The following is a 24,955-nucleotide window of genomic DNA, read 5'->3' on the forward strand; positions in this document are numbered from 1 at the left end:
TCTTTATCTCCCCTTTTTATCAGCAGTCGCAATATAATTGGTTAAAAAGCGGAAAAGATAATAAGCTGCTGTTTTAGGAGCAACAATACTTGGAAGCGATCCAGCCAATTCTGCCTGTATTCCGATTTGTTTTGCATAATCAAAGTCGACTCCACCTGGTTTACTACTTACATCAATAATATAGCAATCTTTTGGAACATAATTTAAAGCTTCTTCATCTAACACCATAGCTGGAACAGTATTTACAATCACATCATAATGTTGCAAATCTTCAACCATTAAATCAATATGAATAGGCGTTAATCCCATTTCAAACAATCTCGCCTCGTCTTTTTTCTTTCTAAAGGTCACGGTGACATGCGCACCTAACGCTTTCAAATCTCTGGCAATGGTTTGACCTGTTCTACCTGCCACACTAATATTTCAGCTTGATGAATCGTTATTTCTGTGTTTTTAATAATATTAAAAATAACGCCTTCTGCTGTTGGAATAGAATTATAAATAGCCACTTCATCATAGTCAAAAATTACTTCACATTTTCTAGGGACAACTTGAAGCAATTCAACTAATTTCGGGTATTTAATTGGGGTTAAAATGGTACAATCTTCGGGTAAACTCAAGAGCACTTCTTCACTTAATCGCAAATTGGTATTTGCAATTTTCCCACTTGCACTAATTCCTCCAAACGGCAAAATAAAATAACGAGTTTGCTTTAAAATATTAAAATCAAAACTCAATGATTCCGGATGATACTCAACTAAATCAAGTCCACTTTCTCGAATAAAACCAGTTAAGTAATTCATTCGCTTATCATTATTAATAATTAAAATCATTATCTATCACCTACCTCAAGTTTTCTTACGTTGTATTTTATGACTTTTAACCCCTAGTGGTGACAGTAATCGAGGTTCTTCTCTACTTATTGCTTTCAAAGAAAAAGAGCCTAATTTTAAAAATTAGACTCTTTTTTTCACCTTTTATTTTGTACATTCTGGACGAGTTCCCGCTACCATTTCATCAACTGTTTTAAATTGATACCCTTTTTCTTTTAACTGATTAATCATTGGCTCTAAAGCAATGACCGTTTCAGGTTTAGGATGCATTAAGATTAAGGTCCCAGGTTCAACCTTACTCATCACACGATTAATCATTTGATCAGCACTTCCTCCCATCCAATCAATGGTATCTGCTGTCCAAAGAATAGTATACATCGATTGATCCGCTGCAGCCTTTAGGGTTCGATCATTAAACTCACCACCAGGAGGGGCAAAATAAACAATTGGTTCATTGATAATTGATGATAACACGTCATTCGTTTTCGTGATTTCTTCTACATATTGCTCATATGTATATCCTCCCCATTTTGAGGGATGAGAATACGAATGATTTCCAATTAAATGTCCATCTGTATATAATTTAGAAACCTGATTTTTATGTTTTTCAGCATAACGACCTTCAACAAAGAAGTTTGCTTTTACCCCTAGTCGATCCAAAATCGTAATCATTTTATCTAGTTCCTCTTCACCCCAAGCTACATTTATTAATAAAGAAACATAATTTCCTTCTTCATTTCCTTTGTAAATGGGTTCATTTCTAAAATCTTCTGGACTATTTTGATAAGGGATACTTTTACACATTAGTAAAGATTCATCAAAACTTCCATTTAATAACATATTATTATAAGATAATTCATAATCTATCTCTGCTCCCATCAATCCCGGAACAAATTTAAACACAGAATCTTTTCGTGGTTCAACCGGATCTTGACGGTGATTTTGCATGTAATCCATCAATTGAATGGAAATTTCATCATTCATATTGGCAACGGGGGATGATTTTTGAAAAAAATTCAAACTAATCACAATGCTAACATACCCTACGATGGCGAGTAAGGTTACGATATTTTGTTTCATTTTCTGACACCTCTAATTTTATGACAAGTATTTAACATAAATCTTTTACATTTTACCCAAAATAAAGTTAACCTATACTCAAATTATTTTTTCACATTCTTAAAAATACCTTAAAAAATAAAAAAAGTCCTATTGTATCCCCTACAATAGGACTTTTTGATTAAGCTTGCTCTGCCGCTTGTTCTTTCATTGCTTCTTTACGTGATAAGTTAACACGACCACGCTCATCCACTTCTGTTACTTTAACTAAGATTTCATCACCAATAGCTACAACATCTTCTGTTTTAGCAACACGTTCTTCAGCCAATTGAGAGATATGAACTAATCCATCTTGTCCTGGGAAAATTTCAACAAAGGCACCGAATTTTTCGATTCGTACCACCTTACCTAAATAAATTTTACCGACTTCAACTTCACGAACAATATCTTCAATCATTGCAACGGCTTGATTAATGTTTTGTGAGTTGTCATGTAAGATGTAAACTGTTCCATCTTGCTCAATATCAATTTTAACACCTGTTTTATCAATAATTTCATTGATTTGTTTTCCACCAGGGCCGATGACATCGCGGATTTTATCAACTTTAATTGTAATGACTTTAATTTTTGGTGCAAATGCAGATAGTTCTTCACGCGTTTCAGAAATAGTCCCTAACATATGGTTAAGAATTTGCATACGTCCAACTTTTGCCTGTTGTAAGGCTTCTTCTAAAATTTGACGATTTAACCCTTCAATTTTAATATCCATTTGAAGAGCTGTTACCCCTTTAGCTGTTCCAGCCACTTTAAAGTCCATATCTCCTAAATGATCTTCCATTCCTTGAATATCAGTTAAAACGGTGTAATTTTCACCTTTTTTAACTAATCCCATCGCAATCCCAGCAACTGGTGCTTTAATCGGAACTCCAGCTGCCATTAAGGCCATTGTGGAAGCACAAATTGAAGCTTGTGATGTCGATCCATTTGATTCTAAGACTTCTGATACTAAACGAACTGTATATGGGAAGTCTTTTTCAGAAGGCATGACTTGTTTTAATGCGCGCTCTCCTAATGCACCATGTCCAATCTCTCGACGACCTGGTGCCCCGTAACGCCCTGTCTCTCCTACAGAGAATGGAGGGAAATTATAATGGTGCATAAAACGTTTTGTTTCTTCTACTTCTAATCCATCTAACATTTGATGCTCATTTAAGGCACCTAATGTACAAACTGATAAAGCTTGCGTTTGTCCACGTGTAAACAACGCTGATCCATGTGTACGTGGTAATAAATCAACACGTGAAGATAATGGACGAATTTCATCAATCTTACGACCATCTGGACGTACTTTTTCATCAGTAATTAAGCGACGGACTTCTTCTTTTACAATTTTATTTAAAACTTCTTTTACTTGCTTTAATTCTTTGTCACTTGCTTCTTCTGATTCGAATACGTCTAAAACACGTGCATTAACGGCGTCAATTGCTTCTTGGCGCGCATGTTTTTCAACGACTTGAATCGCGGCTAGCATGTCTGCTTCTGCCATTTCACGAACACGTGCATTAATCGTCGCATCCACTTCATATAGGTTTAAATCCATTTTCGGTTGTCCAATTTCAGCCACAATTTGCTCTTGGAAAGCAACAATTTGTTTAATCATCTCATGACCAAACATAATCGCCTCTAACATATCTTCTTCTGGAACTTCTTTTGCTCCAGCTTCAACCATGTTGATCGCATCTTTTGTTCCAGCAACCGTTAAATCAATATCTGACTTCTCTAATTCCTCTACGGTTGGATTAATAATAAATTTTCCATCTACGCGACCTACAACAACTCCCGCAATCGGTCCTTCAAATGGAATATCTGAAATTGATAAAGACAATGATGATCCAATCATCGCTGCAATGGCAGGCGAATTATCGTGATCAACACTCATTACATAGTTAATCACTTGGACATCGTTACGGAATCCATCTGGGAATAAAGGACGAATTGGACGGTCAATTAAACGTCCTGATAAAACAGCATGCTCACTTGGGCGTCCTTCACGTTTAATAAATCCACCTGGTACTTTTCCAACAGCATAAAGGCGCTCTTCATATCCAATTGTTAATGGGAAAAAATCTATATCTTTAGGTTCTTTTGAAGCAACACAAGTTGATAAGACAACTGTGTCACCATAGCGTACTAAAACCGAAGCATTCGCTTGCTTTGCCAATTCCCCAATTTCAAATGAAAGGGGACGACCAGCCAGTTCAAACGAATAAACGTGTTTCTCTGACATATTATATTACTCCTTCATATTCTACATTTATATTTATTCTTTTCTATCATACCATAAGCAAATAATTTTACGAAATAATTTTTTTCATAATCATCCCTAATTTGCCAAGTTCGTCTTTTTTTTGTTTTAAAAGTGTTTTATTCTGCCTTTTTACTTCAATCTAGACAATTTTATTATTCTCAACTGCTTATTAAATTATCACGAGTTATGACATACGGTGATCATAAAAAAAAGAACCTTCTACCGAAGGTTCCTCTTTTATTATCGACGTAATCCTAAACGCTCGATTAATGAAGCGTAACGGTTGATGTCTTTGTTACGTAAGTAAGTTAATAAGTTACGACGTTTACCAACCATACGTAATAATCCACGACGTGAATGGTGGTCATGTTTGTGCTCTTTTAAGTGTCCGTTTAAACGGTTGATTTCAGCCGTTAAAACTGCGATTTGTACTTCTGGAGAACCTGTATCTCCTTCGTGTACTGCATAAGCTTTGATGATTTCTTGTTTTTCTGTTTTAGAAATAGCCATTACTATTACCTCCTAATATTTTTTCATACGCCTTATACCAAGCAAATCGCTGGAGGAGCTAAAAGCATAGAATAAGGACTTTTTTATTGTATCATAATTTTAAATTAATTCAAGTCCTATTTGAAATATCCTCTGACCGTTTTACGATCATGATTTAACTGTGTCATCAAGGCTTCAATGGAAGAAAAACGTTCTTCATCACGAAGACGATGATAAAATTCAACCTTCATTTCTTGACCATAAATATCTTGATTAAAATCTAAAATATGAACTTCAACCGACACATTATCGATAAAATTAAACGTTGGATTATGGCCGATATTACACATTCCAGCATAAGATTGCCCCTTCACCCAAACTCTAACGGCATAAACTCCATTTTTAGGAATAATATAGGCTTCAGTCGTTGCGACATTTGCAGTTGGGAAACCAATTTGTCTTCCCTTTTGTTGTCCACTAATCACTGTTCCACAAAGCGTATACGGTCTTCCAAGCATTTCATTTGCTTTTTCAATATTTCCAACAGCTAAGTAAGACTTGATTTCAGTTGCTCCGATTTTTTCTCCTTCAATTTCTTTTTTATCCGTTACATTTAAGCTGAATTTTTCTGGGTATTGTCGAAGTAACTCCACTGAACCTTCTCCCTTCTTTCCAAATCGAAAATCAAAGCCGGTCGAAACGTGCTCTACCTTCGTCTTAACTAAATAACGTTCAATAAAATCTATCGCTCTAAGTGATGCCAACTCTTCATTAAAAGTTAAAATCATTAAATAATCAACTCCAAGTTCCGTTAATAAACGAACTTTTTCAGTTGGTGGGGTTATCAAGTGTTCAGAACTTAATTTTTTCAAGATCACATTTGGATTAGGTGAAAAGGTCATCACAGCACTTTTTAATCCATTTTTTTTAGCATATTCAATCGCTTCTTTAATCACTAGTTGATGCCCAATATGTAAACCATCAAAATACCCTAAGGCTACACTTAATCCCTCTTCTGAATTAAAGGATGTTTGATTTAAATTCAAAACTTTCATTTTACTCACTTCCTAAAAGAATCCCCTTACGGATTTCATGACTGGTTTCGACTCGTGCTTCTCATACACGGCTAAACATTGCCCAGATTGACTAAAAATTGCAAATTGAGGAGTTTCTATATTTCCAACTTGTTCAGGATGTAATTGAACTCCATTTCGAACTAACTTTTCAACCCAGTGATCAACCGTTACCTTTGGAAAATCTTCAAAAGCTTGTTCAATCGTTAATAAACTTAAGGACTGATGCTCAACCTTTTCTTTTAATTGATCGATCGATAAACAATCTGAAATTTTAAAAACACCAGATGCAATACGTCGAAGGTGTGACATATGAGCTGGATATCCTAGCTTTTCACCAATCGTTACGGCTACTGTTCGAACGAATAACCCTTTACTTCCTTTGACACGGAAACTAAATTTCACACAACCCGTTTGCTCATCTTGAATAACCTCTCCAAGTAATTCTAATTCATAAATCGTCACTTCACGACGAGGTCGTTCAACCGTTTGCCCTGCTCTTGCATATTCATATAGTTTTTTTCCATTGACCTTAACCGCTGAATACATAGGAGGAACTTGAATACTCGTTCCTAACATTGATTTTAATACCGCTTTAACTTCTTCTTTTGTAATCTGACGATGAATGGGTTTCGACTCAACGACTTCCCCATCTGCATCTTCGGTCGTCGTTGAAAAACCAATCGTCACCTCACCCAAATATTCTTTTTCATTTGCCGTTAAAAATTGCGAAATTTTAGTTGCACGACCGATGCAAAGTGGTAAAACCCCGGTTACACTTGGGTCAAGTGTTCCTGTATGCCCTACTTTTTTTGTCTTTAGCACTTTACGGACAATATTAACACAATCATGTGATGTCATTCCTGCTGGTTTATCTAATAACAATACGCCATCCATGCCTTCACCTCATTATTTCCTTTAAATCGATAATAAAAACTGCTCAAAAACTTCATTTGCCATCAATAAGCCACTTGGAGTTAGCCGGACATTTAATTCTTTTTGTTCTAAATATCCCTTTTGAATTAATTCTTCAAACGCTTTTCCATAAATCTCATCGATATTCACATCGTATTTATCACTAATCGCCTTTAAATTAACACCCTTTAATAATCTTAAACCGAGAAACATTTCTTCTTCAATCATTTCCTCTTTCGTTAACGCATGTGATTCTATCATTGGGAGCTTCCCATCTTTTAATAGCTCAATATACGTATTGATAGAACGAGTATTTTGATAACGCTGCCCCTTAACATAACCATGCGCGCCAAGTCCTACACCAATATACGTCTCATTTTTCCAGTACCACTGATTATGTAAACTTGGTTTAGATTTTGCAAAATTGCTAATTTCATAATGCTCATATCCCGCTTCTGTTAACGTCTCAATCGTCACTTCATACATCTTGGCTTCTATTTCATTATCTGTTAGCTCAATTTGATCTCTCATATAAGCTAAGTATAATTGAGTATGTTCTTCTACGATTAAGGAATAAGCTGAGATATGCTCCACCTCTAGTGAAATAACCTGTCTTAAATCATCTCTTAACTCATCAAGTGTTTGTCCTGGAATGGCATAAATCAAATCTAAATTAATATTTTTAATTCCACATTGTTTTAAGTTAGCAACCGCTTGAATAACCTCTTGAGCCTGATGTTTTCTTCCAATTCGCTTTAATAAAGATTCATGAAAAGTTTGAACGCCCAAACTAAATCGATTCACACCTTGAGCTTTTAAATATTGAATTTTATCACGTGTTAAATTTTCAGGATTTGCTTCAATACTAAACTCTTGAATCTGATTCATCTGGATCTGTTCCGTTAAAAAATCAAAAACTGGTTGAATTTGCTCCACACTTAAAGCCGTCGGTGTTCCTCCCCCAATATAAATACTTTGGAGGTTTGAAAACCCAACGTTCTGTTGATACAGTTTCAATTCTTGAATCAATGCTTCGATATATTCAGCATGTCGTTGTCCTTTTGTTAAAAGCTTTGGAAAATCACAATATGTACAGATATGATCACAAAATGGGATATGTATATATAATCCTTTTGGCATACCGTTCACCATTATAAACGGTCTAACACGTTTAAATGAAGACGTTTAGCCATCTCACGTGCCATGATCATATATTCATCATTTAAAAATTTAGGATTATGACAATCAGAGTTAACGATCACCTTTGTCTCTTTAAATTCTGTTGCAATTAACGACCAGAACTTTTCAGATGGATAAGGATAACGAACCCCATCTTCATATCGTTTTTTCCCGCGTCTAAAACCATTTGCATTTAATTCTAAAATGACATCATATTGATTGGCAGCTTTTGCAATTTGACGAGTTGCTCTAATGCACGCCTCATCCCATTTAGGGTAAAGTGTCATAAAAACATCTGGGTGAGCTAGAATTTTAAATAAGCCAGTTGACATCGCTTCAACAATTTTAGCCGCATATAATTCAAGTTGCTCTGGTCTTGTAAAATGAAACGCATCTTGATATTTTCCATCTAAATAAATATAATGTTGAGCTAATACTAGATAATCCGTCTTTGCAGCTAAACTCGCAATATAATCATGAGTATGAGGGAAATATTCACATTCGAATGCCTTCAGCAAATGAATTTGTGGATATTTCTTCTGAGCCTCTTCAATATCATTTAAATAAATGTCTAAATCTTCAAACTCCATACGACGTCCCATTTCAGGGAAGTTTTCATAAGGAACATGACAACTCATTCCAAGTTCTGTATAGTTTTGATTTACCGCTTCTAAAACATAGTCTTCAACTGTTCCTTTAGCATGTTTACAACGGTCATGATGTGTATGATAATTAGTTAACATCTTCTCACCTTCTTATGTAGTCTCTATTAAACAGTTTATCCTAAGTTTGTCATAGTATAAACTAAGTTGCTTTTTATTATGGAAAAAGAGAGGTTTCCCCCTCTCTTAATCTTCATCCATTGATAAAACAGCCATGAATGCCTCTTGTGGAACCTCAACTGATCCAACTGACTTCATACGTTTTTTACCTTCTTTTTGTTTTTCAAGTAATTTACGTTTACGTGAAATATCTCCACCATAACATTTAGCTAAGACATTTTTACGTAAGGCTTTAATCGTTGAACGTGCAATGATTTTCCCACCAATTGCGGCTTGAATTGGAACCTCAAACTGTTGTCTTGGAATAATTTCTTTTAATTTTTCAGTGATGACTTTACCACGACTATAAGCAAAATCTTTATGAACAATTAAACTTAAGGCATCGACGATTTCACCATTTAATAAAATATCCATTTTCACCAGTTTTGACGCTTGGTAACCAATTAATTCATAATCAAATGATGCGTATCCTTTTGTCGATGATTTTAATTGATCAAAGAAATCATAAACGATTTCTCCTAATGGAATCTCATAGTTAACATGAACACGAGTTTCATCTAAATACTGCATATCGATAAAGTTACCACGTTTTTTCTGACATAACTCCATGATGGCTCCCACATAATCATTTGGTGTCATAATGGAAGCTTTAACGTAAGGTTCTTCAATTGACTTAATCGTTTGTGGTTCTGGCATTTGCGATGGGTTATCGACAATTAACTTTGTTCCATCTGTTAAATAAACATGATAAATTACCGATGGTGCTGTGGCAATTAAATCAATATTAAACTCGCGTTCAATACGTTCTTGAATAACGTCCATATGTAATAATCCTAAGAATCCTGTACGGAATCCAAATCCTAAGGCTTGTGATGTTTCAGGCTCAAACTGTAAAGATGAGTCATTTAACACTAATTTTTCTAATGCATCACGTAAATCATTGTAACGTGCTGCATCAATTGGATAAAGCCCACAGAATACCATTGGATTTAATTTACGATATCCTGGTAATGGTTCTTCAGCTGGATTGTCAACACATGTAATCGTATCCCCGACGCGAACATTTTTAACATCCTTAATCGAAGCTGTTACAAATCCTACATCTCCAACAGTCAAACAATCTACGATTTTCTCATGTGGCGTGTGTACTCCAACTTCAACGACTTCGTACTCAGCACCTGTTGCCATCATACGAATCACTTGCCCTTTTTTCATCGTTCCATTTACAACACGAATAGAAGCAATAATTCCACGATATTGATCATACACTGAGTCAAAGATTAACGCTTGTAATGGCGCTTCAGGGTCTCCCGTTGGGGCTGGGACTTTTTCAACCACTTGCTCTAAAATCTCTTCAATTCCAATTCCTGCTTTAGCTGATGCTAAAACCGCATCATCTGCCGGTAATCCAATGATATCTTCAACCTCTTGCTTCACGCGATCTGGATCAGCACTTGGTAAATCAATTTTGTTAATTAACGGTAAAATTTCTAAATCATTATCTAAGGCTAAATAAACATTCGCAAGTGTTTGAGCCTCAATTCCCTGTGCAGCATCAACGACTAATACTGCCCCTTCACATGCTGCTAACGAGCGTGATACCTCATAAGTGAAGTCAACATGACCTGGGGTATCGATTAAATGTAAAATGTACTCTTCTCCATCTTTAGCTTTATATGTCAACTGCACGGCATTTAATTTAATGGTAATTCCGCGCTCACGTTCTAAATCCATTGAGTCTAACAGCTGATTTTTCATCTCACGTTTTTCCAACGCATTCGTTCGCTCCAAAATACGATCCGAAAGGGTTGTTTTTCCATGATCGATGTGGGCTATAATTGAAAAGTTGCGAATTCTTTTTTGGCGTTCTTTGATTTGTTCAATGTTCATCGCACTCACCAAGCTCACTCCATTCCGAAATAATTAAATATCCACTTTATTTTACTGTAAAAAAACCTAACTCACAAGCAAAAAATAATCATTCACTTCTTTTTCGGCTATTTTCGCATCTTTTACGACATCACTTTCTTTCATTCATCACTTAATATCCTTTACATTATGACAACTCCTATGCCTAAAAAATTAAAAACCATGGCTTTTTTCTCCTTGAGAATGAAGTCATGGTTTTCATCTATTATTCAGTGATTAATTGATCACAGGCTTTTACAATCATTCGTAAAACTTCCCTGACTGTGGTTTTTAATAAATCCGCAGCATCTTGTCCAAATTGCGACACATTATTATGTGCTACACCTCCGCTTGAAACTGGTGTTGACTTTGGAACCACGCCTTCAGAAATCATCTCACTATAAGAAGTGATGATTTCCTCACCTTGTGATAATTTCTGCTCATACTCTTTGATTTGTTGCGTGAGATTAGAGCTTGCCGCGACATGAGGTGTCGTTTCTGAATGGGAGCTAGAACCATAAATAGTTCCTAATAAAAAGCAAACGACGAAAAAAATAAGAGCTATTCCTTTTTTCATCCCCATCTCTCCTTCAATTAATGAGTTGTAATATACTGTGTCATCACCTTCGCGATGGCTTCGGCAGTATTACATAATTCTTCGTACGTATTATCAACTCCACCGACTTCCATTAAGAGGAGTGTCGTGGCAAAGTCTTGATTATAAATCCCATTCGTATATTCTCCACCTTTTTCAATAATTCCTTTTGAAAGACCGGGATAATACATATTAAACAAATTATTAATTTCATTGGCAAAGGCTAAATTTTCTTTATAACGTTGATGATCTTGTCCTACAACCAATAACAACTTAGCATAGGATTTTCCGTCAATTGTGGTGGTCGTTCGATTATAGTTTAACGAATCACGATGGATATCAATAAAATATTTGAGAGTGTTATACTCTGTTGCCGTCGACTCTAAATACATGCGGGAAGCTTTATAGGATTGCCAATATTCCCAATCATTCGCAACTAATACTTCAGAGATATCTCTTGTTTCAACAAGTGTTTTAACTCCTAAATTAGAAAATTCATTCGCTACAAGGTTTGACATGTCGCCAACAAAAACTTTACGCCCAAGCATGGCATTGACTTGATCAGATTCATACGTTTCAGAATCATGCGTATTAAAAAGATAAACCAATGGTTCTGTTGAATTCACCGCTTCTGGCCGTGGTTCTAATTTTAACTCTTCACTGACATAGGTATATTTATAATCATTGGATGTATTCGGTGTAGCAGCGGCCACACTACTTTGTTTTGAATCCATTTGAATAAAGGCAAACCCATCATTTAAAAAGGAATACAACTGATTCAAATCAAGGTTTGTCATGACTTCTGCAAAATACTTTTGTAAATTAGTCATCAGTTCGATAAAATCCGCTGGATTAGCAAAATCAAAAATACTCGATAAAACAACCTCTTGATTGACATGCTTTTCATAGGCTTCTTTTTGATTGACATAAAATAATTGAAAAAATTGCGTTGAGTATAGCGTCACAACAAAGAATCCTACCACTAAATAGGGAACTCCCTTTGTTAGTTGTTTACTTAATTTATTTCTTTTAGAGCGCAAACGACGTTTTCGTTTCAAAATTCTCCCCCCCAGACCGTTTCCTCTAAGTTAAATTCCTTTTTTCATTTATACTTTATTATACCGAATGAGGGTTGTTATTAATTGTTGTTTTATGGTAATCACTTAACTAAATTGTACATTTTGATGTAAAGCACGGTTAATCCCATTTGAAATCAAGGTTGCCAAATCTTCCATTGCCGTGTCTATTTCTTTTGGTGTGACAATTAAGTTAAATCCATTTGGAGTTAAGACTTCACTAATGAGTTGGCGTTTATCTTCCTCAGCAAGGAGTCCCACCTGCCCCATGAATTGTTGACGTAACTCATCCGACGGTAGATCATCCTCACTATATTGTTGACGAACCATTGAAAAAGGCACTAATTTTTTATACGAACGCTTTTCTTCTTTTAATGATTTTCCAATATGTTTTAATAACAAGTCAATGGTGTCCGACGTAATTGAGACGGCATCTACAACCGTTGGAACACCGATGGAAAAAACAGGAATACCAAGCGATTCCTCATCAACGGCTTTACGTTTATTTCCAACCCCACTTCCTGGCGCAATTCCAGTGTCAGTCATTTGAATCATTTTGTTAACACGAGTTATCGAACGCGAAGCAAGCGCATCAACCATGACTAAAAAATCAGGTTTAATTTTTTTGACCAACGACTCAATCACATCAAATGTTTCAATCCCTGTCATCCCCATTACACCGGGTGCTAAAGCACTCACTTCACGATAACTACGATCGACTTCGTCTGGTCTTAGTTCATAAAGATGACGTGTCACAATCACTTCGTCAACCACCATCGGACCTAAAGCATCTGGCGTCACGTGGTCATTTCCAAGTCCGATGACTAAACAAGTATGTTCATCCGTAATATTTCGATGATCTAATAATTTTTTAAATTGTTGCGCAAAGACTTCCATAGCAACGGTCAGCTGATCGTGATCATGAGATAAAATAGATGACGTATCGAGTGTCATATAGCGCCCCGCCTTTTTCCCCACGCTTTCTTCAGCTTCTTTTTCAACATCAATGCAAGTCACTTTTAAGCCTTTAATATTATCCTCTTGATAATGGACACCTTTTTGTTGATCTTCATCGACTTGTCCCACCATTTGTTCAACAGCTTCAAGTGCTAAGTCAGATCGGCATTGCCATTTTTTTTGTTCTTGTTCATTCATTTTTATCACCTCACCTTATAGTGTGACCGAATCGTCTCAGTTCATGAAACGACTTCACTATTTTTAGCAAAAAAAAAGAAAATCAATGATGATTTTCTCTTATTCCTTTTGAGCAACGATTTTTGATTTTAATTTGGATGATTTTAAGTGACAAAAATCAAATTCAATCATCAATATAGCAATCAAACAAATCAAACCGCCAAAAACTAATCGATTTGTAATGGGGTCATGTAAAATCATGACGGATAAAATAGCTCCAAACAACGCTTCTGTTGATAAAATCAATCCAGCTTTAGCCTCGGATGTATAGCGTTGAGCGATGGTTTGTAACAAATAAGCTAACAGTGTACTAAAGATTCCGAGATACATAATCGCTAGCCCACTTGAGAAACTAAGCGCAACCCATGGTTCGCTAATTAAAGACCAGATTAGTGAAACCATCGCCACCGTGACCATTTGAATAATCGTGAAACAATAACTATTGCATCGATTAATATATAATCCTGTGATGATAATTTGTAAAGCAAAACCAATGGCACAAATGAGCGTCAGCAAGTCACCAATACTCACCGAAAAATCACGCTCTAATGACAGAATACTAATTCCTAAGATCATCACTAGCATTCCAATCCATTGCGAACCTTTCATTTTGTTTTTGAAAAACAAGACGCCAAATAAAGGTACTAGTAACACATACGATGATGTAATAAAGGCATTTTTAGATGCCGTTGTGTATTGCATTCCAATGGTTTGAAAAGTAAATCCTATAAACAAACAAATTCCAGCCAACACACCGGCTACCACGTCTATCCGCTTTAGATCCAAGAGCTGCTTTCTAAATACAATCGCCAATACTCCCCCTGCAATCAAAAAACGCAACGTGATTAATTGGCCGGCCCCCACCCCCTCTTGCACCGCTAACCCTACTGCTGGAAATCCGCCTCCCCAAATAATCGCAACTAATAACAATAATCCGTCTGCTATTTTCGAATTCATCCCAATCCCCCTAATCCCTTTTATACCATTCTATGTTTTTAGTAAAAAAAGCATGTCCACAAGAACATGCTTTTGATCATTATTTAATTTCTTTTAATACTTGACATAAGAAGTCATAAACGCGTTCAGTAGATGAAATAGATAACGATTCTTTTGGCGTATGCGCTCCTGTAATATCAGGTCCAATTGAAATCATATCTATTTTCCCTAATTTTTGTGATAAGAAGCCACACTCAAGACCTGCATGAATCGCTGAAACTTCTAATTCTTTTCCTGCCGTACGCTCATAAACCTCTTTCATAATATCACGAATTTTTGAATCTGTTTCAAATTCCCACTCTGGATAATCTGCAATTAACTCCATCTTAGCTCCAGTTAAATCAGCAATCGCTTGAATACGATGATTGATTTCACGTTTTAATGATCCAACTGAGCTACGAACCGCACTATTAAACTCAATTTCTGATTCAGTCATTTCAACGACACCAATGTTACTTGAACTTTCAACAAGTCCTGCTACATTTGCACTCATCGTTTGAGGTCCATAAGGGATTAATTGTAAAATATGAGTGACTTTTTGTAACGTTTCTGCTGTCCAAACCTTAAGTTCAGTTGCAACTGGTGCTAATTTTAAAGTAATGTCTTGATCCGCCGTTTCAAATTCAGCACGAATCATGATTTCAAAATCTTTTACTTTTTCTTCAAGTGTTGATACTTTGTCTTTTGATAATGTTAAGACCATTTTGGCACGTTTTGAAATGGCATTCATTTTTTCTCCACCTGCAACATGTGCAACTGAAACTTGAAGATCTTGCACATAATGGAAAAAGCGTCCCATTAATTTATTGGCATTGGCACGACACTTATTAATTTCAATTCCTGAGTGCCCACCTTTTAAGCCACTAATCACAACTTCATATGAAACAAGTGAATTATCACTTAACGTCATCCATTCAAGCGGTAGCTTTAATGAGTTACGTACACCTCCAGCACATGAAGCTAACGCTACTCCTTCTTCTTCTGAATCAATATTAATTAAGATATCACCTTGTACATGAGCAGGATCCAATGCCATGACTCCATCCATTCCTGTCTCTTCTTCCGTTGTCACTAACACAGTTAAGGCAGGATGAGCCATCGTCTTATCTGCTAAAATAGCAAGCGACATCGCAACCGCAATTCCATTATCAGCTCCAAGAGTTGTTCCTTTTGATTTAATCCAATCGCCTTCAACATAAATCGGTAAAGCTTGTGTTTCAAAATCAAACTCTAATTCATCATCTTTGACACAGACCATGTCCATATGACCTTGTAAAATGACACGTGGAGCATTTTCATAACCCGCAGTAGCTGGTTTTTTGATGATTACATTTTTACAGGGTTCTTGAATCACTTCTAACCCATGCTCATTAGCAAAATCAACTAAATACTGACTAATGGCAGCCTCATTTCCTGATTCACGTGGAATCTTCGTCATTTCTTCAAAATAATGAAACACCGCACGTGGGTTTAAGTTTCCTAAAATATCCGACATAATTTGCGCCTCCTTTTTTTATATATTCTACCATAACTTCACTTAAAATGATAACCATTGGACATACTTTTATTCATAATCTATCCAACTTCCCCGAAGGGGGAGATTATAATTTTCAAAAAAAAAGAGGTAACTTTCACCTCTTTAATCTTTAATAGATTGTATAATCTTTATCTTTTTTATTCTCTTGATCCTTTACTTTATAATCATTTGTTTCAAATACGGCATCCTTTGTAGTTTGGCGTTTCTCACGTTCAATCGTTGCTTTATCTGGAAAAATAAACACACACGCAATATATAAAATAATTCCGACTGAAGTAAAGGAAATCAAGACCCATACTAAGCGAATTAAGGTGACGTCAATATTTAAATACTCAGAAATCCCTTTACATACTCCACCAAGCATTGCTCCTTGTGAGGTTTTATATAAACGTTTATTTGACATAGTTTTCCATCCTTTCCATCATATCTTCCTCTTATTATATATCACCACTCATCTCATGCCAATCTTTTTGAAATATATTTCAATCTTAAGCTATTTAAGACTTTGTGATTAAGAATTAAATATACTATAATAGTTCTATAACTTTCCTCACACAGGAAAATTTTTGAGTATCGGAGGTGTAAAAGATGAGTTATGAATTACTAAATTTAATAAAATCGAGTGAAACATCCTTAACAAAAATGGTTAATCTATTAAATGAATCTCCTTCTGTTTGTCTTTCATCATTAGACCCAAATCAAACGGCCTTAATCATTGTTGACATGGTGAATGGATTCGTCAAGATGGGCCCGATGTCATCTCCTCGAATCCAAACGATTATCGATCCGATTTGCGACTTATTAAAACGAGCAAATGATTCTCAAATTGATGTTGTGGCTTTCGCCGACTGTCACCAAACGGATTCAATTGAGTTTAATTCTTATCCTGCACACTGTATCAAAGGAGAAGTAGAAAGTGAAATTATCGATGAAATCAAACAGGCTGGACCTTATCACTTAATTGAAAAAAGTTCTACAAATGGCTTCTTAGAGCCTGCATTTCATCAGTGGTTAGAAAACCATCCATTGATTAACCAATTTATTATTGTGGGTGATTGCACCGATATTTGTGTAGAACAATTTGCGATTACCTTAAAGACTTATTTTATCACGCAAAATAAAATAAGTCGTATCATCGTTCCAATGAATAGTGTTGAAACTTATGACTATGATGTTCATGCTGCTGACTTCATGAATGTCATTGCCTTATATAAAATGATGATGAATGGGATTGAAATTGTGACACGCATCGAAGAATAGAAAGAGGAATTTATTATGAACTTAAAATCATCAAATTTAACAATGCTAGTTGACTTTTACGAGTTAACGATGGCTCATGGTTACTTCGAAAACGGCATGAAAGATCAAATCGCCTATTTTGATATGTTCTTCCGTCGCGTTCCTGAACGTGGTGGTTTTGCCATTATGGCAGGCCTTGAACAGCTCATTGATTATTTAAAGAACTTACACTTTACAGATGAGGATATCGAGTTTTTACGACGTAAAAACATGTTTTCTGATGCCTTTTTAGATTATTTAAAAAACTTTGAATTCGCTTGTGACATTTATGCCATTCCAGAAGGAACACCTATTTTTCCAAATGAGCCAATCCTTACAGTTCGAGGACCGATTATTCAAGCTCAGTTCATTGAAACGATGGTATTACTGTCAATCAACCATCAATCTTTAATCGCAACGAAAGCAAATCGAATTGTTCGTGCAGCTGAGGGACGTCCTGTCATGGAATTCGGATCTCGTCGTGCGCAAGGAGCACAAGGCGCTATTTTAGGGGCTCGTGCTTCTTATATTGGGGGATGTATTGGGACGGCTTGTACCATTACTGATCGTGATTACCAAGTTCCATCCCTTGGAACAATGGCCCACAGTTGGGTTCAAACGTTTGATACTGAATACGATGCCTTCAAAAAATACGCAGAACTTTATCCAGAAAATTGTGTTCTTTTAGTTGATACTTATAACACGTTAAAGCAAGGTGTTCCTAATGCTATTAAAGTCTTTAAAGAAGTGTTAATTCCAAAAGGCCATCGACCTGGAGGCATTCGCATTGATAGTGGGGATGCCGCTTATTTATCAAAAAAAGCTCGTAAATTATTAGATGAAGCGGGACTTGAAGATTGTAAAATTGTCATTTCTAACTCACTCGATGAGTATATTATTCGCGATTTAATCATTCAAAAAGCCCCAATCGATTCATTCGGTGTGGGAGAACGCCTTATTACATCAAAAGCTGAGCCAGTTTTCGGTGGCGTTTATAAAATTGTGGCAGTTGAAAAAGAAGGAGCTATGATTCCAAAAATCAAAATTAGTAATAACATTGAAAAAATTACAAATCCAGGATATAAACAAGTGTATCGTTTATTTGAACGCGAAACTAATAAAGCCATTGCTGATGTCATCACCCTAGCTGATGAAATCATTGATGATAATCATCCATATACCATTTTTGATCCAGAACACACTTGGAAACGCAAAACAATCGAAAACTTCTATGCCAAACCGCTACTTATCCCTATTTTCTTAAATGGAAAACAAGTTTATAACTCACCAAGCCTCGAGGAGATTGTCGCCTATTCAAAAGAGCAAATTAATACGTTATGGGAAGAAGTTCTACGTTTTGAACATCCTCATCAATATTATGTCGATTTATCTAAAAACCTTTGGACATTAAAAACGGACTTACTTGAAAAGTACTCAAAATAATCTTTTTACTACAAAAAATACGTCTCAAAGCTCGTAAACAATTGGAAATTTTACTATTTCATTAAATATTGTATTTTCTTCTTGCAATTTAGACATGGGTTTGATAGAATATTTTTGTTGTATTAATGGAGGTGAATTGAATGCCAAATATTAAATCACAAATTAAACGTGTTAAAACAAACGATAAACGTCGTCAATTTAATGCTTCTTTCAAAGCATCTATGCGTACTGCTATCAAAGCTGTTGAGGTTGCTGTTGAGAACAAAAACATCGAAGCTGCAAAAGAAGCTTACAATACAGCTAACAAAAAATTAGACAAAGCTGTTGCAAAAGGAATTTGCCATAAAAACTACGCAGCTCGTCAAAAATCACGTTTAAGCAAAAAAATTAACGCTTTAGGATAAAAAAATACCGACTTTTGGGTCGGTATTTTTTTTATTATCTTTTATTTAGTTAATCGGTTGAAATTGAATGGTTACATCAGGATTATTTGTAAATTCTGTTTTAGCCATCATGTAAAGTTCATTCACTTCTTCCACTCCTGGAAAGGCACTTTCATCTGCCACTTGTACAATAACTTGAACCGTTTCTTCATTAACACGAACTAATACATCATTATAACCTTTTGATTTAATCATTGTTTCAAGCGCGCTTTGATGTTCACGATCTCTATTTAATTTATCTAAATCATCTTTTGCTTCACTTTTAGCTGTTGCATCGTAATCTTTACTAGCAATTACTTCTTTTAATTCTGATACTTTTTGACTTTGTTGTTTTTCAAGTTCAACACGTAACACTTGGATTGAATTCGATTCCGTTGCAACTGTTGTAACATTTTCTTCTGTCGTTGTTTCACTTGCTAACTCACTACCTGTTTGCGCATCAGTTTCGCTAACTTCCATTTGAACATTTGGTAAGGTTTGAGTTGATCCTGCTCCAGTTGTTAAATCTTTTGGATCTTCCATTCCCATATAAAAAACTGTTAATAAGACAAAGACAACAAATAATGCGGCTGTAACATAAGAATTTTTGTTCATTTTAATTTCCTCCTAATTCAGATGCATTTAATAATGATATTTGATGGATTGGTACATCAAGTAACAAACTGATTGCGTTCGTGACATCATAAGGTGCTTTGAGCACTCCGCGATACACAATAACAACTCCATTTGAAACAGTATTTGTTTGATTTGAAGCGAAGATTGTTGCAGATGAAGAATCCGATACAGTTTTATAAGACAAATTAACACTTTCAAGCGTAACCCCTTCTATTGAGGCAAATAACGTATTAATTTGTTCTTGATGTTTCGTCTCAAGTACGTTTGTCGTTGTTTTACCACTGTTGTTTTCAAAACTTCCATTAAACAATGTGGTAAAAATAAAGACGGCTGCAATAACTGATAAAATTCCAAACGGACCTAAATCTGCGACTATTTTTCTTAACTTCTGAATCATTTGTGATATATCCGAGGTTTTTTTTATCTCCTTCGTCCCCCCTCCTGATCCGTTTATACTACTTTGAAACACTGCTGGGATTTTTATCCCCTCATCCTTCATTGACCTCCCCCCTCAAACAAAATATCGTTTCGGTCGATTCCTAGTTGATTAGAAACACATAGTTTCGCTTCTTTACTAGTCTCCACCATTTGTATGGTTAGAACTTCATCTAATTCGAATGTGATAATGTCGACGTCACAGAGTGCCTCAGCTTTTTGTATCAAGGCATCAACTTCACCTAAGGTAAGATCTTTTAAGTCCTCCTCAAGCTTGCTCTGATAATACTGTACAGATTCGTCGAACTCACTCTCACTAATGAAGGTAATCGAATTAATAAATGAACTAACTTCATTATTCATTATACTGAGTACCGGCTTTAAAATGATAACTATAATAAAAAAATGAAGATAAAATGAAATTATCTTTTTATAAGAAGCCGGAATAACCAACAAATTGACAACAGCTATCAAAAAAAACATGGCAATAATTTGTTTGGCGTATGTATATATCATTTCTTTTCCCATCTCCTCACATCTTGTCAAATGTTATCTAATTGGTTACTAACATCATATTAGAACTATATAAAATAATAAAGAACGTAAAGATAAACATAACAGCAATAATAATGGTAATAACTAATAAATTCATAACACCTGTATTAAAAATATCTAAGACGTTAATAAAATCTTTACTAACTAGTGGTTGAATAATCGCTGTTAGTAATCGAAACAAGATGGTTGCAATTCCAAGCTTCACAATAGGAAAAGAAACAAAAATAACCAATGTGATGATACTTAATAGGCCTACACTATTGCGCATAATCGATAACGTTGAGATAATGGAAACAACCGTATCAGTAAAACGGCTCCCAATAACTGGAATGTAATTCATTAAAGTTTGCGTTGTCCTAAAAAACAACCCATCCGCAAAACTTAACGTGACATTTTGGATGGACATCAACGTTAAAAAGAATGCAAAATAGCCTCCCAGTGTCCACAAGGCAATTTTATTAATAAAATTCGTTAATCGACTATATAAATCTTCAATACCAATTTGATTAACAAAACCAAAGATTGTTCCAATCACCGTCAAAGGTAAACTGACAGCATTAATGAAAAAATAGGAGACATTAATCAAAAATACAACAGCAGGCTGAAATAAGGCATGATTCCAAAGTGCGCCCGTAATGGTAATCATCGATAATAAAATAGGAAATACAGCCACAACAATATCCATATATCTTGTTAAAATATCCAGCGTATAGTCGTGATAAAAGACAAATAACCCAAATAATTGTACAATCAGAATTAATTTTAAGACTGTATTCGTAATCTTTTCATATCGTGTTGAAAACGTTGTTTGAATATTTTGAAACAACGCAATCACTAATAAGAAAATTAAAATCATTTTAAACTGAGAAAAACTCACATTTAACTCATACATGGCATATTCAACAATTGACTTAAAAAAATCGACTATATTAAAATTTTCAACCTTTAGTAAGTTCGATTTATCAAGATAATCAGCTTGTACAAGCCAGTCATATTGTGAATAGATTTCGGCCCAAATATTGTCAAACGATGATAGATCCATACTAAATTGACTCATACTTCACCCCCTAGTTCGTAAAGACTACAATATTGATAAAATTAGTTCAAATAAGGTGATAATCATCGGTAAACTGTACCCGATTAAATAGAGTTTTACAATATACTCAAACATTTTCCCTACATTACCAAGCTTTGCTTCTGTTAATAAAAAATTAACAAACTCAGCGTAATAAACAATTCCGATCAAACGAATGATAATCGTAACATACTGCTGTTCAATATTAAAATTCAAGAACACTGCTGTTAAGTCACCAATCATTTTGGAAAGAATTTGTAAGGCGACCATAAAAAAAAATGTTAGCAAGACAAGACTAAATCCTTTAGCATATTTCGGATTTACTTCTTCTAATAGCAAATAAACAAGTGCACATCCAATTACAAGTGAGATGATTTGAACAATATCAATGGCACACCACTCCTTCTACAACATGAAGATATTTCGTAAACTGGTCATTAATATTTCGATTAGTTGTACGATAAAAATAAGCATATAGACGTAACCAGCAAGTGTAATTAACTCACTGACGTCTTTTGCAATGTCTAACTTTTTAAAAACCATTCCTATAATTCCTAGCAAGAATCCGATTCCGGCAAATTGTAATATTTCAGTCACATCAATTGGCATCCCTTACACCTCATACTTTCGTTTAATTTGCTATTTAACTCTATGTTTAACTTATTTAAAAAATAACAAATAAACGATCTTCAGGAAGTAAATCTACAAGGCTATGGATTCATATCATTAAAAAGATGAGCTTTTACCCAAATTACAAACAGAATCCCTCCTATTTTTAGAATGCTCTGTCGAAATTTCATAAGAAAATTCTTTACTTCTCAACTCAAAGAGCCTATAACTCCCCCTTCCAGAACTAAAAACCTATCCTTAAGAAAATAAAAAAAGACTTTAAAAGTCGAAGCTCTAAAGTCTCTAAAACATGATGATTTTAATGTGTTAATGGATTTAAAACCTTACCACATAACGAAGCAATGCCAGAAAGCGTTCATTATCTACGAGTTAAACCCATACTTTGAAGACGTAAGTGATAGACTATGATCACAACCTACAAGAATGTAGCAATATATTTGCGATAAAAATTTAGAACTACCAAATAAATTTCATAATCAACGCTAAAAAAGACACAACTATGTGTCTTTTCTCAAGTTATCTTTTGATAATAGGACTTAAATCTATCGGAATGCAAACAGAATCATCATTAGTACAAAAGCAATATCACATTATCACTTTTCAGATGCTACCTTTCTTTTTAATCCATCCAGTAGCATAGATTCTAACGTCTTAGATATCAAAATTTTCAAATGCTGCATCTTCCAATTCTTGTAGCATCTTTGCATTTCTTCTTTTCTCTTTAAACGATTTTAAAGCCACACCTGAAATGAGTCCTGTTAAAATCACTGCTCCAATCACTCCGTATTTACCTTTATTTTGTTTCATTTTTTCTAACATTCTTCATTCCTCCTTAGTGTTACTTAATTTGTTAACTTCATATTATCTGAATTTTCGACATAAAAACATTCTTTTTTTAAAATTTTTTATATGATATACTTAGGAGGTAAGCTTAATTTTCATAAAATGAATGAAGACATGATTATAGAGCAATTAATCACTGACATATTCACCGATCATGATACTAGAACGCGCCCTATGGCGTTTTTTTTTGACGAATTGTCAATACAAATGCGACATTTTCTCATGAAATAGCTCGAATGAAGTTTTCCAACCTAGACATTTTCGTGGTCGATGATTAATGAGTGAGAGTGCCTCATTAATCTCCTCATCACTCACTCGTGCTAAGTCTGTCTTCTTAGGGAAAAACTCTCGAAGAAGACCATTGGCATTTTCATTACTTCCTCTTTCCCAAGATGAATAGGCATCTGCGAAGTAAACAGGAACCTTTAAGTCGGCTTCTACTTTGGAATAACAAGCAAACTCTTTTCCTCGATCAACCGTATAGGTTTTAAAGACGTTTTCAGGAAAATGTTCATATAACTGATGAATCGCTCGGTACATTTCGGATGCTGAGCGATTGTCTATTTTAATGACTATATAAAAACGTGTTTGACGCTCAACAAAGGTCGCTAAACATCCTTTACTTTGACCACGACTTGAAACAACCGTATCCAACTCCCAGTGCCCAAACGTCTCACGTTTTTTCACTTCTTTTGGACGTTGATGAATCGAGGTTCCAATGTTAAAGCGTCCACGTGTTTCTCGAGGTTTTCGACGTTTTCCTTTTTGTCTTAGACAACCTAGATCTCCTGATAAAATCGTGCCATCGTAAATCCAACAATAAATGGTTTTAAATGAAATAACACCTTTTAAAACGGTATTAGAAATTTGTTCAGGTGACCAAGTTAGCTTTAAATAGTGTTGAATGGTTTGAATGAGTTCTTCAGACTTTATCTCTGGACGATGACAAACTAAGCGACGTTGCCCAGCTAATTCTTCAGCTAACTCTTCAGCTAACTCAGCCTGATAGGTCTGTTGAGTATTTCGTTTCAATTCACGAGCAATGGTTGAATGATGGCGATTTAAATAGCTTGCGATTTGTCTTGTTGAATAGCCCATTTTTGAAAGAATTTCTATACGTGTACGCTCAAATGTGTTAAGATGTTTATAACTCATAAATAGATCTCCTTGTTTAGAATTTGGTGTGGTAACTTCATTCTATAACAAATGTTCTATTTATGAGTTTTTTTATGTGTCGCACTTAATATTACAATCTGTCAAATAAAAAAGAGAAATCAAAATCTACTAAAAGTAGTTTAATTTCTCTCATCAAATTTTTACTAACTGTTACTGGACTCAGTAACCAGATACATCGATTTTATCTAGTTACTTTAACCTGTTACACTTTTACATCCGCTTTAATTAGTACTCTATGAATCTATTAAGACTCTCCAGGCCCATGTTGTTTAGGATGCCATCGGTTATGTTGATTACACCATACATAATCAGAGTGTTGATCAGTAGGTTTTTTATCTGGATTAGTAAAGTCACACGTACATCCTTCTTCTTTTTTATAAACATCTAGTTCTTGCCATGGACAATACATCTCTAACGTATTTTGTACAGATAGATTTTTAACTTCTGGGTTTTCCCATTTCTTCATCTTTAATCATCCTCCATTAAATTTATTTATATATTAACGACAACGATAAATG

General features: G+C 35.0%; 28 protein-coding genes. 3 read left to right on the top strand and 25 right to left on the bottom strand.

The window, feature by feature from the left end; genetic code table 11:
* Positions 1-3: 3 nt before the first annotated feature.
* From J6D32_RS04590 to J6D32_RS04665, 16 genes are all read right to left on the bottom strand, one after another.
* Positions 4-414 (bottom strand): hypothetical protein, encoded by a 411-nt coding sequence (locus J6D32_RS04590; protein ID WP_287467356.1) that lies wholly within the window; start codon positions 412-414, stop codon positions 4-6.
* Positions 375-833: a hypothetical protein gene (locus tag J6D32_RS04595; RefSeq protein ID WP_287467357.1), complete on the bottom strand. Its 459-nt coding sequence runs from the start codon at positions 831-833 to the stop codon at positions 375-377. The genes J6D32_RS04590 and J6D32_RS04595 overlap by 40 nt, the downstream gene beginning before the upstream one ends.
* 144 nt (positions 834-977) lie before the next feature.
* A complete protein-coding gene (locus J6D32_RS04600) occupies positions 978-1,913 on the bottom strand; it encodes a polysaccharide deacetylase family protein (RefSeq protein ID WP_006783326.1) in 936 nt (311 codons plus the stop codon).
* A gap of 160 nt (positions 1,914-2,073) precedes the next feature.
* A complete protein-coding gene (pnp, locus tag J6D32_RS04605; RefSeq protein ID WP_006783325.1) occupies positions 2,074-4,179 on the bottom strand; it encodes a polyribonucleotide nucleotidyltransferase in 2,106 nt (701 codons plus the stop codon).
* Between the two features lie 261 nt (positions 4,180-4,440).
* Positions 4,441-4,710 (bottom strand): 30S ribosomal protein S15, encoded by a 270-nt coding sequence (gene rpsO, locus J6D32_RS04610; RefSeq protein WP_006783324.1) that lies wholly within the window; start codon positions 4,708-4,710, stop codon positions 4,441-4,443.
* A 116-nt stretch (positions 4,711-4,826) separates the two neighbouring features.
* Positions 4,827-5,744, bottom strand: coding sequence for a bifunctional riboflavin kinase/FAD synthetase (locus J6D32_RS04615; RefSeq protein WP_009607661.1), 918 nt, complete (start codon positions 5,742-5,744; stop codon positions 4,827-4,829).
* A 12-nt stretch (positions 5,745-5,756) separates the two neighbouring features.
* Complete coding sequence (gene truB / locus J6D32_RS04620; RefSeq protein ID WP_006783322.1) at positions 5,757-6,659, bottom strand: tRNA pseudouridine(55) synthase TruB; 903 nt, start codon at positions 6,657-6,659, stop codon at positions 5,757-5,759.
* A gap of 21 nt (positions 6,660-6,680) precedes the next feature.
* On the bottom strand, positions 6,681-7,817 hold the full coding sequence (hemW, locus tag J6D32_RS04625) for a radical SAM family heme chaperone HemW (RefSeq protein ID WP_009607670.1): 1,137 nt from the start codon (positions 7,815-7,817) through the stop codon (positions 6,681-6,683).
* A gap of 11 nt (positions 7,818-7,828) precedes the next feature.
* On the bottom strand, positions 7,829-8,599 hold the full coding sequence (locus tag J6D32_RS04630) for a histidinol-phosphatase (RefSeq protein ID WP_006783320.1): 771 nt from the start codon (positions 8,597-8,599) through the stop codon (positions 7,829-7,831).
* Between the two features lie 105 nt (positions 8,600-8,704).
* Positions 8,705-10,528: a translation elongation factor 4 gene (gene lepA / locus J6D32_RS04635; RefSeq protein ID WP_039931112.1), complete on the bottom strand. Its 1,824-nt coding sequence runs from the start codon at positions 10,526-10,528 to the stop codon at positions 8,705-8,707.
* A gap of 244 nt (positions 10,529-10,772) precedes the next feature.
* Positions 10,773-11,123, bottom strand: a complete 351-nt coding sequence (locus tag J6D32_RS04640) for a hypothetical protein (RefSeq protein ID WP_006783318.1) — start codon at positions 11,121-11,123, stop codon at positions 10,773-10,775.
* A 17-nt stretch (positions 11,124-11,140) separates the two neighbouring features.
* Positions 11,141-12,199, bottom strand: coding sequence for a stage II sporulation protein P (gene spoIIP, locus J6D32_RS04645; protein WP_006783317.1), 1,059 nt, complete (start codon positions 12,197-12,199; stop codon positions 11,141-11,143).
* 105 nt (positions 12,200-12,304) lie between these two features.
* Positions 12,305-13,372 carry a GPR endopeptidase gene (gpr, locus tag J6D32_RS04650; protein ID WP_006783316.1) on the bottom strand — a complete coding sequence of 356 codons (1,068 nt, stop codon included), beginning with the start codon at positions 13,370-13,372 and terminating at the stop codon, positions 12,305-12,307.
* Between the two features lie 99 nt (positions 13,373-13,471).
* Positions 13,472-14,368: a DMT family transporter gene (locus J6D32_RS04655; protein WP_009607677.1), complete on the bottom strand. Its 897-nt coding sequence runs from the start codon at positions 14,366-14,368 to the stop codon at positions 13,472-13,474.
* Between the two features lie 79 nt (positions 14,369-14,447).
* A complete protein-coding gene (locus J6D32_RS04660; RefSeq protein ID WP_006783314.1) occupies positions 14,448-15,902 on the bottom strand; it encodes an aminoacyl-histidine dipeptidase in 1,455 nt (484 codons plus the stop codon).
* A gap of 151 nt (positions 15,903-16,053) precedes the next feature.
* Positions 16,054-16,347: a PspC domain-containing protein gene (locus J6D32_RS04665; protein WP_006783313.1), complete on the bottom strand. Its 294-nt coding sequence runs from the start codon at positions 16,345-16,347 to the stop codon at positions 16,054-16,056.
* A 185-nt stretch (positions 16,348-16,532) separates the two neighbouring features.
* On the opposite strand from J6D32_RS04665, the gene J6D32_RS04670 reads away from it, so the two are divergent.
* The 3 genes from J6D32_RS04670 (at position 16,533) to rpsT (ending at position 19,069) form a co-directional block, all read left to right on the top strand.
* Positions 16,533-17,204, top strand: coding sequence for a cysteine hydrolase family protein (locus J6D32_RS04670; RefSeq protein WP_006783312.1), 672 nt, complete (start codon positions 16,533-16,535; stop codon positions 17,202-17,204).
* Between the two features lie 15 nt (positions 17,205-17,219).
* Positions 17,220-18,665 carry a nicotinate phosphoribosyltransferase gene (locus tag J6D32_RS04675; protein ID WP_009607679.1) on the top strand — a complete coding sequence of 482 codons (1,446 nt, stop codon included), beginning with the start codon at positions 17,220-17,222 and terminating at the stop codon, positions 18,663-18,665.
* Positions 18,666-18,805: 140 nt separating this feature from the next.
* Positions 18,806-19,069 (top strand): 30S ribosomal protein S20, encoded by a 264-nt coding sequence (rpsT, locus tag J6D32_RS04680; RefSeq protein ID WP_006783310.1) that lies wholly within the window; start codon positions 18,806-18,808, stop codon positions 19,067-19,069.
* Between the two features lie 45 nt (positions 19,070-19,114).
* On the opposite strand, the gene J6D32_RS04685 is transcribed toward rpsT, so the two are convergent.
* From J6D32_RS04685 to J6D32_RS04725, 9 genes are all read right to left on the bottom strand, one after another.
* A complete protein-coding gene (locus tag J6D32_RS04685) occupies positions 19,115-19,702 on the bottom strand; it encodes a SpoIIIAH-like family protein (RefSeq protein ID WP_006783309.1) in 588 nt (195 codons plus the stop codon).
* 1 nt (position 19,703) lies between these two features.
* Complete coding sequence (locus tag J6D32_RS04690) at positions 19,704-20,222, bottom strand: hypothetical protein (protein WP_006783308.1); 519 nt, start codon at positions 20,220-20,222, stop codon at positions 19,704-19,706.
* Positions 20,219-20,674, bottom strand: coding sequence for a stage III sporulation protein AF (locus J6D32_RS04695; RefSeq protein ID WP_039931108.1), 456 nt, complete (start codon positions 20,672-20,674; stop codon positions 20,219-20,221). Before J6D32_RS04695 ends, J6D32_RS04690 begins: the two co-directional genes overlap by 4 nt.
* A gap of 37 nt (positions 20,675-20,711) precedes the next feature.
* A complete protein-coding gene (locus tag J6D32_RS04700) occupies positions 20,712-21,770 on the bottom strand; it encodes a stage III sporulation protein AE (RefSeq protein WP_287467358.1) in 1,059 nt (352 codons plus the stop codon).
* A gap of 24 nt (positions 21,771-21,794) precedes the next feature.
* Complete coding sequence (locus J6D32_RS04705; protein ID WP_006783305.1) at positions 21,795-22,127, bottom strand: hypothetical protein; 333 nt, start codon at positions 22,125-22,127, stop codon at positions 21,795-21,797.
* A gap of 66 nt (positions 22,128-22,193) precedes the next feature.
* Positions 22,194-22,397 (bottom strand): SpoIIIAC/SpoIIIAD family protein, encoded by a 204-nt coding sequence (locus J6D32_RS04710; RefSeq protein ID WP_006783304.1) that lies wholly within the window; start codon positions 22,395-22,397, stop codon positions 22,194-22,196.
* Between the two features lie 672 nt (positions 22,398-23,069).
* Entirely contained in the window at positions 23,070-23,237 is a 168-nt protein-coding gene (locus J6D32_RS04715) for a hypothetical protein (RefSeq protein WP_195454887.1), read from the bottom strand.
* A 222-nt stretch (positions 23,238-23,459) separates the two neighbouring features.
* Complete coding sequence (locus tag J6D32_RS04720) at positions 23,460-24,416, bottom strand: IS30 family transposase (RefSeq protein ID WP_287467359.1); 957 nt, start codon at positions 24,414-24,416, stop codon at positions 23,460-23,462.
* Between the two features lie 265 nt (positions 24,417-24,681).
* Positions 24,682-24,903: a hypothetical protein gene (locus J6D32_RS04725; protein WP_287467360.1), complete on the bottom strand. Its 222-nt coding sequence runs from the start codon at positions 24,901-24,903 to the stop codon at positions 24,682-24,684.
* Positions 24,904-24,955 lie beyond the last annotated feature (52 nt).

Origin of the sequence: Turicibacter sp., from assembly GCF_017941855.1 — a bacterium.
Lineage (GTDB): Bacteria > Bacillota_I > Bacilli_A > MOL361 > Turicibacteraceae > Turicibacter > Turicibacter sanguinis.